This window comes from Lysinibacillus sp. AR18-8 (genome assembly GCF_001705465.1).
GTDB classification, from domain to species: Bacteria; Bacillota; Bacilli; order Bacillales_A; family Planococcaceae; genus Lysinibacillus; species Lysinibacillus capsici.
Genome location: NZ_MDGU01000003.1, coordinates 38546 through 54655, shown reverse-complemented (window position 1 = coordinate 54655; position 16110 = coordinate 38546). Strand labels below are relative to the sequence as shown.

Sequence of the window (16110 nt, the reverse complement as noted above, 5' to 3'; positions counted from 1 at the left end):
ATGGTACAAACAATTCCTGTTAAGCCAGTAGATGTCACATGGACAGACGATCAGTGGAAGGCCATTTATGCTAGCGGTCAAGATACGCTTGTTTCGGCTGCAGCAGGGTCTGGGAAAACAGCGGTTCTGATCAATCGTATGATTGAAAAAGTCATTGCTACTGAAAACCCGATCAATGTAGATGAACTATTGGTAGTGACCTTTACAAATGCCTCAGCCGCTGAAATGCGCCATCGTATGTCTGAGGCATTAGAAAAGGCGATAGCAGAAAATCCAACATCTAATCATTTAAGACGGCAGCTAAGTCTTGTGAATAAAGCACAAATTTCTACGCTACATTCATTCTGTTTAGCAATTGTGAAGCAATATGCGTACTTACTTGATATAGACCCAGGCTTCCGTATTGCCAATGAAGCAGAAATAGCATTATTGCGAGATGATGTTTTAGCAGAAGTTTTAGAAGATGCCTACGATGCGGAGGATGAGGCTCACGTACAAGCCATCTATCGTCTTGTCGATAGCTTTACCTCAGATCGTGATGATCAAGCCATCGAAACGCTGATTAGTAAACTTTATGATACGTCTCGTGTCCATGCTGAGCCTCAAAAATGGCTTTGGAGCCTGCCGAAAGCTTATGAATTAGCTGAGGAAGTGACAATCGATGATTTAGAGCTATCTCAATACGTCAAATTAACCGTACGTCATAGCCTGGAAGAGGCGTTTATGTTAATTTCTGAAATGCGCACAATTACATTACAGCCAGATGGACCTGCACCCTATGCAGAAACGGCAGAGGTAGATTTTGCTATGATTCAGGAAGGGATACGCATTAGTCAAAGTGGGACATGGCAGGAGCTATTTGATTATTTTGCAACGGTTAAATGGTCTACCTTAAAGCGGGTATCGAAGGATGCACTAGTTAATGTAGAGCTACAGGAGCTCGCGAAGAAAAAACGAGAAGCAGCCAAAAAAATGATGAATAAAATCAAGGAGACATATTTTGTTCGTACGCCTGCACGGCTACTTGAGGAAATAAGGTTAATGGCACCGACCATTACTACGCTAGTTGAATTGACCACTACATTTAGTGAACAATTTCGACTAGCCAAGTTAGAACGGGGAATCATTGACTTTTCAGATTTAGAGCATTATGCACTTCAAATTTTAACGGTAGAGATAGATGGTGCACTTCATCCATCACCGGTTGCACTAGATATGAAAAAGCGATTTAAAGAAGTACTTGTGGATGAATATCAGGATACCAATATGCTACAGGAAACCATCTTACAGCTTGTCAAAACGGGTGAAGAACAAGACGGCAACCTTTTTATGGTTGGGGATGTTAAACAAAGTATATACCGTTTCCGATTAGCTGAGCCAAAGCTTTTTATGAAAAAATATAGTGAATATTTGGAGTCACCTGATGTAACGGGGATGCGAATTGATTTAAACGCTAACTTCCGAAGTCGAAAAGAAGTATTAAATGCTACAAACTATGTTTTTGCACAAATTATGAGTGAGCGTGTCGGTGAGATTTCGTATGATGACAATGCGTCACTAAAGCCTGCTGCGCCCTATGATGATAAAGAAATACCTGTTGAGCTGGTCGTATTGCATCCACCACAGGAAGAGGAAACACCAGAAGAACTGGAAGAACTAAGCAATGAGGCAACGGAGCTAGAGGAATTAAAAAAATCACAATACGAGGCACGATTTATTATCGATCGTATACGTCAAATGATGGAAGATGGAACAACCGTATACGATACGAAAACAAAAACAAAGCGACCATTAAAGTATAGTGATATTGTGATTTTAATGCGCTCGATGACATGGTCAACAGACTTAGTAGAGGAATTTAAGCTGGCAGGGATTCCACTCTATGCAGAATCATCTAAAGGCTATTTTGACGCACTCGAAGTAATGATTATGTTAAATGTCCTGAAGGTAGTCGATAATCCCTATCAGGATATCCCCTTAGCCTCTGTACTGCGCGCACCGTTTGTTGGTTTAACGGAAAATGAGCTGGCGAAAATTCGTTTAGCCGATCAAAAGGTACCTTTTTATGATGCTTTACGACAATTTATTCGTAGTGAAGGACATGGTGTGCAAACCACTACATTTGAGAAGTTGCAACGCTTTATGCTAGCCTTTGAAAATTGGCGTGATTTAGCACGTCGTGGATCATTATCAGATTTAATTTGGAAAATTTATTTAGATACACATTATTATGAAATGGTTGGGGCAATGCCGAATGGCAAACAGCGTCAAGCAAATCTACGCGTATTACATGATCGTGCATTAATGTATGAAAAAACAGCATTTCGTGGGCTATTCCGTTTTTTACGCTTTATTGATCGTATGCGTACGCGTGGCGATGATTTAGGTACGGCCAAATCAATTGGCGAAAAGGATGATGTAGTACGTCTGGTGACAATACACTCTTCCAAGGGGTTAGAATATCCAGTCGTCTTTGTTGCAGGAATGGGACGTCCGTTTAATAAAATGGATTTTCATCAACCCTATTTGTTTGATCAAGATTTTGGACTAGCTGTTAAGGCCATTGATCCCGAAAATCGTATCACCTATACATCGTTACCGTTTTTAGCATTGAAGGAGAAAAAAGAACTGGAGATGCGTGCAGAAGAAATGCGTGTCTTATATGTTGCGATGACTCGTGCGAAGGAGCGTTTGATTTTAGTAGGCTCAGTGAAGAACTGGGAGAAAACACGCGACAACTGGCAGGACGCACAAAGTTTACCAATGGATGCACCGCTTCAAGAATATTTACGTGCAAGAGCTAATAGCTATTTGGACTGGGTTGGCCCAGCAGTAGCAAGACATGCAGATTTTGCAGTAGTAGCAAGCACATCTTATAAAGAAGTGGAGGATCAATCACATTGGTGGGTTCAAGCCATCGATACAAAGCATTATTCATATGAGATAGAGGCGATGGGCGATGAAGTACAGCAAGTGCTTGCGATGCAAGAGGATGAGGACTTGCTGGCTGAAATCACTACCCGCTTTCAAGCGCAGTATGTCTATCAAAAATCTACAAGAAAGCGCTCCAAAACATCTGTTAGTGAAATAAAGCGATTAGAAAATTTACAGCGCCAGGAGGAACCTGAATTTTATTTTGCCTCTCCTATCACGCAAAAGGCTTCGTCCATTGCACCTCGACCCGCTTTTTTACAGGAGCAACAGCTAACTGGTGCTGAAATTGGTACAGCTGTGCACACAGTGATGCAGCATGTTCCTCAATATGGCTTTAGTCATATCGATGCTGTAAGGGACTTTGTGGAGGATTTAGTGGCAAGACAGCTTTTAACAGAGGCGGAGGGCAAAGTAGTTCCGCAAGCGAAAATTTATCGTTTTTTTGAGACAGAAATAGGGCAACGCTTTCAACGCGCAAGGCAGATACGTAGAGAAATGCCGTTTACAATTAGTAGAATCGATGAAGATGGTGATGCTCAAATTGTGCAAGGGATCATTGACTGCCTATTTGAGGATGAATACGGTAATTGGGTCTTGTTGGATTATAAAACGGATCGTATACAATCTCATTTTGCGCAGGAGCCAGCCTTGTCAAAGGAAATACTAGGTCGTTATGCCGTACAGCTTCGTGTTTATAGCGAAGCTATTGAATCCATCTTACACATCAAGGTGAACGATAAAGTATTATTTTTATTCGATAATGAACAGACCATACACGCATAAAGAACTTGTTACGGGCAAAGTGGGGCAAAGTTTTTTCTTGCCCTGCTTTCACCATAGCTGCTAGTAAAGAGGAGGCTATTTTGTGGAGTTAAAACCAACAATGTTGCAGGAACGAATAGCAACATTAGATATTTTACGAGGTATTAGTTTAGTAGGTATCTTACTTGTAAATATGTATACCTTTTATTTGCCAATGCCGCATATTGATTTGGCATCATGGTTTACAACCCCATCAGATATTGTTTGGCAGAAAAATATAGATATTTATGTGCAAGGCAGCTTTTACCCGCTTTTTGCCATGCTATTTGGTTATGGGCTAGCCATGCAGTGGCAAAAGGCTCAAAGTCGTCAACAAAACTTTTATACGCTGGGGCTTCGTAGACTGTCCATCCTGTTTGCTTTTGGTTTTATCCATGCTGTGCTAATTTGGTGGGGCGACATATTAATGATGTATGCATTTTGTGGCGTTTTCTTAGTGCTTTTACTACGATTGAGTCCCATCTGGCTATTAGCGAGTGCTTTGATTATTAATGGCTTGATGCAAGCTTTTATGCTCTTTGTAGTAGGGATTGTAAATTTTAATACAAAAGTAGATGATTACTTAGATATCGTTTCAGTAGAGAAGGCCATCACGGCTTATGGGACAGGAAACTGGGTAGATGCCTTTTTGCAACGCTTAACAGATTTATCGACGCAGGCAGGCATCGAGATGTGGTTTGTCGCACTGTTCACGATTTTACCGTATATGTTAATAGGTGCCGCTGCCTCTAAATGGCGTTTAGTAGAACGGGCTAAAGAATTGAAGTGGCTCTGGCTGACGTTTGCAATTGCTGGATTGGTCATCGGTATTGGTATAAAAAGCTTATCTATTATGTTTACAAGAACATATTTACTAGATTATTTAAAGGTATACATAGGGGGCCCAGTTCTATCGGTGGGCTATATTGGGGTTATTGTGTTACTTTGCTTAGTGCCAATAATGCCAAAACTACTTAGTCCTTTTGCTAAAATCGGACGCATGTCATTAACGATGTATATTCTTCAATCTATTATAGGTACTTGTTTATTCTACCAATTTGGCTTTGGCTGGTATGGTAAAGTAAGTGTAGAAACAGGGGTATTAATTGCTGTTGGCATTATTGTTGTGCAAATGATCATAGCAGAAATCTGGTTATCTAAGTGGAAACAAGGACCGTTAGAAACAATATGGCGTAAATTAACATATAAGCAAAAAGTAGAAGTGCGTTAATATATTCCTCTTCACATGCATATTTTATGAAGATATAACAACTTATAAAAATGTTGTCGCAAAAATGAGGTAATTTCTATCATATTGTTGTATTATGTAGAAAAAAGAAGGAGCTCTTTCAATCATGAAAATTTTATCATTCAAATTAGGTGGACATGTAAGCTTTGGACCAAAAGTAAAAAAAGAAGAAGCGGTATGGGATGTACTCGCTATTCAAAGTGAACTTCAAGTTCTCCCTTCTTTTTCAAGTTCAATCGTGGATGGCATTGCTTTAGGCTTTGATTTTGTGGAACAGATTCGTAAATTAGTAGAAGCAGCAGAAAAATCAGATAATGCTAATAGTTTTAAACGTGAATTTACTGAGATCGAATGGCTTTCACCAATTCCACGTACACCTAAAAATATTATGTGTATTGGTAAAAACTATGATGAACATGCAAAGGAAATGGGTGCAGAGGCAGCACCAACGGATTTAATGGTATTCACAAAATCACCAACTGCAATTGCTGCAGATGGACAAACAATTTCCATACATGCAGATCTTTCTTCAAAAATGGATTATGAAGGTGAGCTAGCTATCGTTATTGGTAAACGTGGCAAAAACATTCCTAAAAACTTAGCGTTTGATTATGTATTTGGTTATACTATTGCCAATGATGTAACAGCTCGTGATTTACAAGAGAAACATAAACAATTCTTCTTGGGTAAAAGCTTGGACGGTACTTGCCCTCTTGGACCATACCTTGTGACAAAGGATGAGATCCCAAATCCACAAGACTTAACAGTAGTCACAAAGGTCAATGATGAAGTACGTCAAAATGGCTCTACGAAAGATATGATGTTCTCTGTTGAAACGTTAGTATCCATCCTATCTCAGCATGTAACATTAGAGCCAGGAGATGTGATTTTAACAGGTACGCCAGCTGGTGTTGGCAAAGGGATGAAGCCGCCACAATTCTTAAAAGCTGGAGATACAGTAAAAGTGTCTATTCAAGGAATTGGTACTTTAGTCAACCATTTTGAATAATGATGATATCAATCCGCGTGAGTCTATACTCCGCGGATTTTTTACTGCTTTAAGGCATAGTAACAGATGTAAAAACTATGAAATGCAAGGATTCCAAGTTTTAAATGATGTAAATTATGTGAACACTATTGTAATATTTGAAACCCTTTCCATCGCATGGTAGGATAGAGTTTGATAGAAAAAGAATGAGGGGGAAAAACATGAGTTTTTTAACTAGCCAAACGCATTTGCATATTACTACGTGGGTAGTAGGTATTGTCATCTTTTTAATTGCGGCACTAATGGGCAAGCAATCAAAAGGCTTACATATGACATTACGTCTGTTTTATGTACTAATAATCATCACAGGTGGGGCATTATTTATCGAGGCAATGGACTATGGTAAAGGTATGCTTTACGGATTTAAGTTCTTAGGTGGCATACTTGTAATTGGCATGATGGAAATGGTATTAGTACGTCAAAAGAAAAATAAACCAACAGCTATGTTTTGGATTTTATTTGCAGTATTCCTATTAATCACTTTGTTCCTAGGATTTAAACTGCCAATGGGTCAAGATTTCTTAGCATAATGATTTAAAAGTCGTGAAGTAGTTGCTTCACGACTTTTATTTTGTAAACGAAAACGGAAGACGGAATTGACACCTTTTTGTCGTAATTCATTTCGCTTTTACGCAAAATCTTTGGAAAAGATAGCGACGTGACAGAGTTATTTGGTAAAATGACGTTGATTGGTTTGAAAGAGAGGGAATAACAGTGAAATTTAAGAAGTGGATATGTGCGACGGCTGCATCACTTTTATTAGCAACTTCATTAGTAAGTACTATACCAGTAGCACATGCGGATGAATCAGCGACTAGAACAATAGCAGAAGAAAGCATCTATGATTTACTCGTTGACCGTTTCTTTAATGGCTCGGGCACAAACGATTTTGATACAAATACGCAGGACCCTTCGAAATTTGCGGGGGGCGATTTTACAGGTTTACAGGATAAACTGAAATTTATCGGTGAGATGGGCTATACAATTGTTTCCATTGGGCCTATTTTTTCTACAGAGAAGTATGATGGATCAATGCCCACAAGCTATACTACAATAGAACGTCATTTTGGAACAACGGAAGAATTCCAAAGTACTGTAGAGGCCTACAAAGCTAAAAATATGTCCATTATGGTGGATTTTCCACTTACAAATGTGAGTCCAAATCATGAGTGGGCAAAGGATGCATCGAAAGCGGATTGGATTGCATCTACCAATAATGGACAAGTACAGTGGGATTTATCGAATAAGGATGTGCAAGAAGCACTTATTCAAGCAGTAACTGAATTTGTTTCTACATATGACATCGGTGGTATTCGTTTAACAAATATCGCAGGGGCTGATACAGCGTTTATCAATGCAGTAATAGCTGCATTAAAAGAGACAAAAACATCACTTTATGTGATAGCAAATGAAGAAAGCGATGCTGACTTTGATGCAACTTTCTCACCTGTAACGGCAGATATCTATCGTAATATATTTAAAAACGTGGATATGGATTCTTCTAAATTAATGGAACCCTTCGCAGGAGAAAAACCGACACAAATTATGGTGGATTCACTTGAAACTCATCGTTTTACATTTGACTCTGCTAATGAAAATATGTTCCCACCTACCCGCTTAAAAATGGCGATGGGTGCTTTATTTATGCTACCAGGAATTCCTGTCGTACAATACGGGACAGAAATTGCTATGAATGGGGAAGCAAAACCAGATACACACCAGCTTTATAACTTTAAAACAGACGAGGAACTGATAGATTATATTAAAAATGTTCAATCTTTACGTAATCAATCAGCTACTTTACGTAATGGTGATTTTGAAGTCATTACAAATGAAAATGGCCTTCTTGTCTTTACACGTTCTTCTGACGAAGAAAAGTGGGTAATCATGGTTAATAATACTGGTAAAACACAACGCGTCGACTTAACACCTGAACAACTTGGTGAAGGGAAAATGCTGAACGGTATTTTACATGAGGAAAAAGTTCGCATAAATGAAAAAGAAGTCTATCCTGTTATTTTAGACCGAGAAATGGTTGAAATTTATCAAGTTCGCAATGATGAGGGCTTAAACACTCCTTATATGGTGGCTCTTGGCTTAGTATGGTTGATCTTTATTGGCTTTGTTGTCATCATCATTAAACGAGGGAAAGTTCGTCGTCAGGAGCAAGACGTCCAATAATAATAACACGACAAAAAAGCATGCCAGGAGCCATCCTAGCATGCTTTTTATTAGCCTTCAAAGCTTTTGTTTGTGAAGAAAATTGCAATAGTCCCAGGTCCGACATGTGAGCCGATCGCGGAACCTATCATGGTAATTTGCACAGCTTGAGGTGAAAAACGCTCCTGGATAGAGGCTTTTGCTTCATTCGCAAAGGCAGCGTCGTCACTATGGCTAATACCTACGATTTTATTTGTAAAGCTGCCACCACGCTCCTGCATTAAATCTAACATACGATTAAGTGCTTTTTTTCGACCGCGTGACTTTTCAATCGGTACAAGTTTGCCATCTTCTACATTTAAAATAGGCTTAATACTAAGAAGGCCACCTAAAAATGCACTAGCTTTTGATACACGACCACCTTTTGCAAGGTAATCTAAGTCTTCTACAGTAAATAAATGCTCGACCTGAGGTGCAAGGGTGTTTATTTTAGAGGCCATGTCTTCTAAGGATACTCCTATATTTCGCAGTCGTACAGCTTCTTCAACGACAAGGCCATGTCCTAGTGATGCGCATTTAGAGTCGATAATGACTAGTTTTAAGGAAGGATACTGCTCAAGTACCTGATTGCGAATCATTTGAGCAGTGCTATATGTGCCTGATAATTCTGATGAAAACGCGATATAAATACCTTCTTCATCATTTTTAGCTAGCTCCTCAAAATGCTTCAAAAAGAGCTCAGGTGACACTTGTGATGTTTTTGGCTGAGCACCTTGGCGTATTGCATCATAGATCTCTTTGGAATCAATTGAAATCACATCTTCATATTCTTTGTTGTTCAATTGCACTCGTAAAGGGAGTAGCACGACATCATTTTCTTCATAGTAAGATTTTGGTAGATCACATCCACTATCCGTAAAAATCTTCATTCTCTTGTCCCCCTAATTTCAACTTACTTTTGCTTTTTAACTTTATTCAGTAGATACTCACTTTAGATAAATGGAAGGGGTACCACTGAATAAAGTTAAACTGGTAAAAATGGAATGTTAACTTGAACTTACTACTTAACTATGATAATTTCAAGCGTTCAATGAGTATTTTTGCAATTCCATCATCATTATTCGTTGTCGTAATTTCATTGGCAATGTTTTTAAGACTTGAAATACCGTTCCCCATCGCTACACCAAGTCCAGCATATTCGATCATTTCTAAATCATTGTCTTCATCACCAAATGCGATGATGCGCTCACGAGGAATACCTAAATCTTTTGCCACATGTGCAATACCCACAGCTTTATTTAAGCCGCGACGCACAATTTCAATAATATGAAGTGGCGCGCCCCATCGACGATGTTCAATGACTTCTGCGTGCACAGCCTGCAAATGATCACGTATAATAACTGAATTCGCTTCATTTGCCTGAATTAATAAACTTGTGGGATTATCCAGGAGGTGTGTGTATAAATCCCCAAGTGTAATTTTTGGATTACCCATATTAAAAATATTTAAAATACGATCGTCTTCTGTGTGGACATAAATATCATCTTTTACCTCAGCGATAATATTTTCGTATTCATAACTGTTAATAGAATCAACGACATCATGTACGACACTTAAATCAATTGGTGTGTGCATATGTTGCCAAGAGACATTTTTAGGATGATGCACATATGCGCCATTAAAATTAACAATGGGTGTAGTGAGCCCAAGTTCATGATAATAAAGATCGCTTGCACGGTATGGACGTCCCGTCGCAATCATCACTTGATGCCCTTGTTCCTTAGCCTGCAATAATGTTTTTTTCGTTTTTGCAGAAATTTGCTGTTGATCTGTTAATAAAGTTCCATCTAAGTCTAATACGATTAAATGCGGTTTCATAGCTCGTTGCCCCTTTCCTATAGTTTGAATAGTATCTCTTTGTCTTACATTCGTCAAAATTTTGTCACAGTGAAAAAAGTTTGCTAACATAAAGATGAGAGAATAGTTGGGAGTGACAATAATGTTTGTAGAAAAAGAAGTGTGGGGAAATATTCCTTTATTACATATACATACAGACAATATGAATGAAGAAACCCCGGTAGTCATTTTTTTGCATGGTTTTATGAGTGCAAAAGAACATAACTTACACTATGCATACCAATTGGTGCATAAAGGGGTGCGTGTCCTATTGCCAGATGCAAAATTTCATGGTGAGCGTAGCGAAGGCCTAACAGAAATGCAAATGAATTTAAATTTTTGGGACATTGTTTTAAATTCTATTCATGAAGTTCAACAATTATATGATGAATTAAAGAATAAAAATTTATTAGCTAGTCATAAAATTGGCATAGGAGGCACTTCAATGGGTGGCATCGTGACATCAGGCTGTCTGAAACTTTATGATTGGATACAAACAGCTGCAATATGCATGGGTGCACCTGGTTTTATAAAATTGGGTGAATACCAATTGCAACAATTTGCTAAAAGCGGAGTTAACTGGCCGATGTCAGAGGAAGACGTAGAAAAAATTAATGAAGCCCTTGCTAAATATGATGTCAGTTTAACACCAGAAAAATTCGCGGGTCGCCCTGTATTCTTTTGGCATGGAGAATTAGATAAAACAGTTCCTTTTCACGAAACGTATAAATTTTATGAAACATTACGGGAATACTATGAAGCAAACCCTGAATATTTAAAGTTCATGGTTAACAAAAGGGCTGGACATGCTGTACCACGTGACGGTATGCTAGCAGCTACTGCATGGCTTGCACAGCATTTGGCATAACAGGGTGCATCTGCTATGATAAGGTTAACACTATGATGGAAGGAGAAATACGAATGGATCAGGATATGAAAGATAGCATGTTAGGTGCTTTAGAAAACGTAATTGATCCTGAGCTTGGCATTGATATTGTCAACTTAGGTTTAGTATATGATGTGGAATTAGATGATGAAGGTGTTGCAACTGTTACGATGACACTAACATCTATGGGCTGTCCACTTGGTCCAGTCATTGTGGATCAAGTGAATACGGCGTTAGGTGAACTTCCAGAAGTGAAAAGTACAAATGTTAATATTGTATGGAATCCGCCTTGGTCGAAAGATAAAATGTCACGCTATGCCAAAATGGCATTGGGCGTACGTTAAAATGGATTATTTAAAACCCTGCTTATTTTTCAATAAGCAGGGTTTTTGCTTGTAACGAAACTAATCGATACGGCATATTTGTAATGGACAATTTTCACAGGCAATTTCATTTTTTAAAAATTGTAAATCATGAATGGTAATAAATCCTTTATCAAAAGTGATAATCTCATGTTTTTTTAAATCATTCAGCATACGATTAATCATTTCCCGACTTGTCGCACACAGATTTGCAATTTCTGTATTTGTTAGCTGAAAATCAATAAAAATCGAGTCATTTTCTACAGGTTTACCATACGTATTGGACAGCCGAATGAGCGTTGAAAATAGAGCACCTTTTTTACCGTTTAACACTAAATCGCGCAAACGACTCTGATGCTTTAAGTTTTCTGTTTGTAGCCACTTCATGTATTCCACCATAACTGTCGGCTGCTCTTCTAGTAAATGCTCCAAAGATTTACGACTCAAAACATACAACGTAGAGGGTTCTAAAACTTTGGCAGTCATTGAATTATAGACGAGATTACAAAATAACGAACCTTCTCCTATTATGCTGTCAGGGCCACAAATACGAATGGTTAATTCCTTACCCGTCTCGGATTCTTGGCTAATCGAAATAACACCTGATTGGATGTAATAAATTTCTTTTGCCCGTTCACCCTCTAGAAAAATTTTATTTCCTTTATTCACTTTGATAAAAACACCGTTGTTTTGAAAAAGATCTTTAATTTTTTCAAACATATTATCCATTAAAACCATATCTCCAACACATCGCTTTCTTTTTGTAATAAATGGCGATTATTACAAAAGGATAGTGGATTTCGATACTAAAACATAGAAACATACCATTATTATAACGTAAACTTCCATAATAAGTGAAAAAATTTTAGGGCGATTTCTTTGCTAAGCATTGTCTAGTGATGTAAAATAAAGTTAGTCAAAAAAGGTCAAACTTTTTTAATGAATAAGAATGGGTATATAAATAATGAGAAATATGAAAAAAAGGAGTGCTAGCTATGCAATTTCAACAAACAGACAATAAAAAACCATTAGAACAATTTGGGCGCAATTTAATTGAAGAAGTAAAAAACGGCAAGATGGATCCTGTTATCGGGCGTGATGAAGAAATTCGAAATGTAATTCGTATTCTAACACGTAAAACGAAAAATAATCCTGTATTAATCGGTGAACCAGGAGTTGGTAAAACGGCAATTGTGGAAGGTTTAGCACAGCGTATTGTTAAAGGTGATGTACCAGAAGGCTTGAAAGAATGTGTGCTATATGAACTGGATATGAGTGCGTTAATCGCTGGTGCAAGTTATCGTGGACAATTTGAAGAACGCTTAAAAGGTGTGCTAAAAGAAGTAAAAGAATCAGAAGGACAAATCATTCTATTTATTGATGAAATTCATACGATCGTAGGTGCAGGAAAAACAGATGGCGCTATGGATGCAGGAAATATGCTAAAACCTATGCTAGCACGTGGTGAATTACACTGTATTGGTGCTACTACCTTAGACGAATATCGTATGTACATTGAAAAGGATCCTGCCTTAGAACGTCGATTCCAGCAAGTACTAGTGCGTGAGCCATCTATAGAGGATACGGTATCCATTTTACGTGGTTTAAAGGAACGCTTTGAATTACATCACGCAGTACGTATTCATGACAGAGCAATTGTTGCGGCAGCAGAACTATCCAATCGCTATATTACAGAACGATTTTTACCTGATAAGGCCATTGATTTAATTGATGAGGCTTGTGCAATGATTCGTACAGAAATTGATTCAATGCCACAGGAATTAGACGCAGTCACACGTCGTATTATGCAGCTTGAAATTGAGGAACAGGCATTGCGTAAGGAAAAGGACGAGGCAAGTAAAAAACGTCTGGAGCAATTACGCGAAGAATTAACAAAGTTAAAAGAGTCATCTAAGGGCATGCGACAACAATGGGAAGCAGAAAAAGAAAAACTACACGATATTCAGAAAAAACGTGAAACATTGGATAAATATCGTCGTGATCTAGATGAGGCAGAAAGTAAATATGATTTAAATAAAGCTGCTGAATTACGTCATGGTAAAATTCCGACACTTGAAAAAGACATTCAGGTACTTGAAAAGGAATTAGAGAACGGTGCAGAATCTCGTATTTTACGTGAAGAGGTAACAGCAGATGAAATCGCAGCAATTGTTTCACGTTGGACAGGAATCCCTGTAACAAAATTAGTAGAGGGTGAGCGTGAAAAATTATTACGTTTAAAGGATACATTACATGAACGTGTGGTTGGACAAGATACAGCAGTTCAATTAGTGACAGAAGCGGTATGGCGTGCACGTGCAGGTATCAAAGATCCACACCGACCTATTGGTAGCTTTTTATTTTTAGGTCCAACTGGTGTAGGTAAAACAGAACTTGCCAAGGCACTTGCTGCACAGTTATTTGATTCAGAAGATCACTTTATTCGGATTGATATGAGTGAATACATGGAGAAACATAGTGTGTCTCGACTTGTTGGGGCTCCTCCAGGCTATGTGGGCTATGAGGAAGGTGGACAACTAACGGAAGCAGTTCGCCGAAATCCTTATTCTGTGGTGCTACTAGACGAGATTGAAAAAGCTCATCCTGATGTGGCGAACATTTTATTGCAAATTTTAGATGATGGGCGCATTACAGATAGTCAGGGACGAATGGTGAATTTTACAAATACAGTAGTCATTTTAACTTCGAATATCGGATCAAGTTATTTAATGGAGGCAAAGGAAAATGATGCGGCTGTGGAGGACTTAGTCATGTCAGCCCTACGACAACATTTTAAACCTGAGCTATTAAACAGAATGGATGATATCATCTTCTTCCATGCATTATCTACTAAACATTTAACTGCGATTGCCTGGAAGTATGTGGAGCAATTGATTAAACGTGTCGCAGAGCAAGAAATTACTTTATCTGTGGAGCAAGAAGTCATTGATTGGGTAGTAGAGCAAGGTGCAGATGCCCAATTTGGAGCAAGACCACTAAAACGCTTTGTACAGCGACATATCGAAACAGCCGTTGCTAAAGAACTATTACGCGGAGAAGTTTTACCGGGGGAGACGTTGCATGTGAAAATGCATGAGGGTCAATGTGTTGTGGAAAAATAACAGAAAAAACCTGTTCGGCATGAAGCTGAACAGGTTTTTTCTAGCTGAATTAATGATGGTCTGCAGCTTCTGGTGTAGGGTCGTTTGGAATGATTGCTCCAATAATAAAGATAAGGATGGAGAATACAACAGAAACGATTGCCCCAGTTTTGAAATCAAATGGTACACCAAGTACAGAGCTGACTACGTAGTTTAACATAGAAACTAGTAGGAATGACCATATGAACGTTACGATATATTGCATTAATTTCACCTCAACCGAACTTTTTTCATCATAAGGTTTTACTCATATTCATTATCATATCATAACATAAATCAAAAAAAAATGAACCATTTATGTGAAACATGGCGATTTTGTCACAACAAATATGAGATTTAGTATTTTATGTTTAGTAATGTAAAGTATTTAGGAACAGCTCTGAAATAGGGGAATGCGCTCCTAAGCGGGTGAAAAGTGCTCCAAAAGGGAAGAACACCGCTCATACATGATGCAAGGTGCTTTGAAAAATAATGAACAAGCTCAACAAAGTACGATAGATAAAGCTCTAAACAGAATAACCTCATTCCATAAAATTCTTCACTTCTATATTCAAAGAACACTACCCTCCGCCGCATAAATTTTAAATCATCTTGCGTCATTCCTTTTATATGCGTTATAATTATGACCAGTTACTAATAATTGATAGTAAGAAAGCTGAGGGGTTGCTATATGAACGCTGGTATTATAGGAATAGGCAAATATGTTCCTGAGAAGGTCGTTACAAATTTTGATTTGGAAAAAATCATGGATACTTCTGATGAATGGATTCGTACTCGAACAGGCATTGAAGAACGTCATTTTGCGGCAGATGATCAGGAAACTTCAGATTTGGCAGTAGCTGCTGCAAAAGAAGCTATTGCAAATGCGGGTATTACGCCTGAGGAAATTGGTTTAATTCTTGTAGCAACTGTCACACAGGATCAAACTTTTCCAAGTGTAGCTTGTATGATTCAGGAACAAATCGGAGCAGTAAATGCTGCAGCAATGGATCAAGCAGCAGCATGTGCAGGATTTATATATAGTTTAGTGACAGCAAAGCACTTTGTTGAGGCAAATGCTTATAAATATGTCTTAGTAGTAGGTGTTGAAAAGCTGTCTAAAGTCGTTGATTGGGAAGATCGCAATACAGCTGTATTATTTGGCGATGGTGCCAGTGCAGCTATCATTGGGCAAGTCTCTGAAGGTAGAGGTATTCTATCCTTTGAACTTGGTGCAGATGGTACAGGCGGAAAGAATCTTTATTTAACGAAGCAAGATACAATTGCGATGAATGGTCGTGAAGTGTTTAAATTTGCTGTTCGACAAATGGGTGAATCGGCTGTTAATGTATTAGAGAAAGCGGGATTAACAAAAGAAGACGTTGATTTCCTAGTGCCACATCAGGCAAATATACGTATTATGGAATCTGCACGTGAGCGTTTAGAGCTACCACCAGAAAAAATGTCAAAAACGATTCATAAATACGGAAATACTTCAGCAGCATCTATTGGTATTTCCTTGGTAGATGAGCTCGAAGCAGGTAAGATTAAAGAGGATGATTTATTAGTCCTTGTAGGTTTTGGTGGCGGCTTAACATGGGGTGCCGTAGCCATGAGATGGGGAAAATAAGTAG

General features: G+C 38.3%; 13 protein-coding genes. 9 read left to right on the top strand and 4 right to left on the bottom strand.

The window, feature by feature from the left end:
* The 5 genes from addA (at position 1) to BFM98_RS01005 (ending at position 8213) form a co-directional block, all read left to right on the top strand.
* Positions 1-3717, top strand: a complete 3717-nt coding sequence (gene addA, locus BFM98_RS01025) for a helicase-exonuclease AddAB subunit AddA (RefSeq protein ID WP_066036279.1) — start codon at positions 1-3, stop codon at positions 3715-3717.
* An 82-nt stretch (positions 3718-3799) separates the two neighbouring features.
* A complete protein-coding gene (locus BFM98_RS01020) occupies positions 3800-4966 on the top strand; it encodes a DUF418 domain-containing protein (protein WP_054549780.1) in 1167 nt (388 codons plus the stop codon).
* A 124-nt stretch (positions 4967-5090) separates the two neighbouring features.
* On the top strand, positions 5091-5993 hold the full coding sequence (locus BFM98_RS01015; protein ID WP_066036278.1) for a fumarylacetoacetate hydrolase family protein: 903 nt from the start codon (positions 5091-5093) through the stop codon (positions 5991-5993).
* Between the two features lie 200 nt (positions 5994-6193).
* A complete protein-coding gene (locus BFM98_RS01010) occupies positions 6194-6562 on the top strand; it encodes a YisL family protein (RefSeq protein WP_004227486.1) in 369 nt (122 codons plus the stop codon).
* A gap of 184 nt (positions 6563-6746) precedes the next feature.
* Positions 6747-8213, top strand: coding sequence for an alpha-amylase family glycosyl hydrolase (locus BFM98_RS01005; protein ID WP_066036277.1), 1467 nt, complete (start codon positions 6747-6749; stop codon positions 8211-8213).
* Between the two features lie 50 nt (positions 8214-8263).
* On the opposite strand, the gene BFM98_RS01000 is transcribed toward BFM98_RS01005, so the two are convergent.
* Together BFM98_RS01000 and BFM98_RS00995 are read right to left on the bottom strand one after the other, a co-directional pair.
* The gene (locus tag BFM98_RS01000) at positions 8264-9121 is read right to left on the bottom strand and encodes a DegV family protein (RefSeq protein ID WP_036076685.1); all 858 of its coding nucleotides are present in this window, start codon (positions 9119-9121) and stop codon (positions 8264-8266) included.
* A 139-nt stretch (positions 9122-9260) separates the two neighbouring features.
* Complete coding sequence (locus BFM98_RS00995) at positions 9261-10070, bottom strand: Cof-type HAD-IIB family hydrolase (protein WP_066036276.1); 810 nt, start codon at positions 10068-10070, stop codon at positions 9261-9263.
* A gap of 121 nt (positions 10071-10191) precedes the next feature.
* Here BFM98_RS00995 and BFM98_RS00990 point away from each other — a divergent pair, with 121 nt between their 5' ends.
* Complete coding sequence (locus BFM98_RS00990; RefSeq protein ID WP_066036275.1) at positions 10192-10956, top strand: prolyl oligopeptidase family serine peptidase; 765 nt, start codon at positions 10192-10194, stop codon at positions 10954-10956.
* Between the two features lie 53 nt (positions 10957-11009).
* A complete protein-coding gene (locus BFM98_RS00985) occupies positions 11010-11318 on the top strand; it encodes a metal-sulfur cluster assembly factor (RefSeq protein WP_004227477.1) in 309 nt (102 codons plus the stop codon).
* A 60-nt stretch (positions 11319-11378) separates the two neighbouring features.
* On the opposite strand, the gene BFM98_RS00980 is transcribed toward BFM98_RS00985, so the two are convergent.
* Positions 11379-12065: a Crp/Fnr family transcriptional regulator gene (locus tag BFM98_RS00980; RefSeq protein ID WP_066036274.1), complete on the bottom strand. Its 687-nt coding sequence runs from the start codon at positions 12063-12065 to the stop codon at positions 11379-11381.
* 266 nt (positions 12066-12331) lie between these two features.
* Between BFM98_RS00980 and BFM98_RS00975 the strand changes: the two genes are divergently transcribed.
* A complete protein-coding gene (locus tag BFM98_RS00975) occupies positions 12332-14458 on the top strand; it encodes an ATP-dependent Clp protease ATP-binding subunit (RefSeq protein ID WP_083225187.1) in 2127 nt (708 codons plus the stop codon).
* 49 nt (positions 14459-14507) lie between these two features.
* On the opposite strand, the gene BFM98_RS00970 is transcribed toward BFM98_RS00975, so the two are convergent.
* On the bottom strand, positions 14508-14702 hold the full coding sequence (locus tag BFM98_RS00970; protein WP_004227469.1) for a YjzD family protein: 195 nt from the start codon (positions 14700-14702) through the stop codon (positions 14508-14510).
* Positions 14703-15167: 465 nt separating this feature from the next.
* On the opposite strand from BFM98_RS00970, the gene BFM98_RS00965 reads away from it, so the two are divergent.
* Positions 15168-16106, top strand: coding sequence for a beta-ketoacyl-ACP synthase III (locus tag BFM98_RS00965; RefSeq protein WP_048392032.1), 939 nt, complete (start codon positions 15168-15170; stop codon positions 16104-16106).
* Positions 16107-16110: the final 4 nt, after the last annotated feature.

Coding starts and splice junctions, on each gene's coding strand:
- addA (WP_066036279.1), top strand. CDS start 1: ATGGTACAAACAATTCCTGTTAAGCCAGTAGATGTCACATGGACAGAC.
- BFM98_RS01015 (WP_066036278.1), top strand. CDS start 5,091: ATGAAAATTTTATCATTCAAATTAGGTGGACATGTAAGCTTTGGACCA.
- BFM98_RS01010 (WP_004227486.1), top strand. CDS start 6,194: ATGAGTTTTTTAACTAGCCAAACGCATTTGCATATTACTACGTGGGTA.
- BFM98_RS01000 (WP_036076685.1), bottom strand. CDS start 9,121: ATGAAGATTTTTACGGATAGTGGATGTGATCTACCAAAATCTTACTAT.
- BFM98_RS00995 (WP_066036276.1), bottom strand. CDS start 10,070: ATGAAACCGCATTTAATCGTATTAGACTTAGATGGAACTTTATTAACA.
- BFM98_RS00990 (WP_066036275.1), top strand. CDS start 10,192: ATGTTTGTAGAAAAAGAAGTGTGGGGAAATATTCCTTTATTACATATA.
- BFM98_RS00985 (WP_004227477.1), top strand. CDS start 11,010: ATGGATCAGGATATGAAAGATAGCATGTTAGGTGCTTTAGAAAACGTA.
- BFM98_RS00980 (WP_066036274.1), bottom strand. CDS start 12,065: ATGGATAATATGTTTGAAAAAATTAAAGATCTTTTTCAAAACAACGGT.
- BFM98_RS00975 (WP_083225187.1), top strand. CDS start 12,332: ATGCAATTTCAACAAACAGACAATAAAAAACCATTAGAACAATTTGGG.
- BFM98_RS00970 (WP_004227469.1), bottom strand. CDS start 14,702: ATGCAATATATCGTAACGTTCATATGGTCATTCCTACTAGTTTCTATG.
- BFM98_RS00965 (WP_048392032.1), top strand. CDS start 15,168: ATGAACGCTGGTATTATAGGAATAGGCAAATATGTTCCTGAGAAGGTC.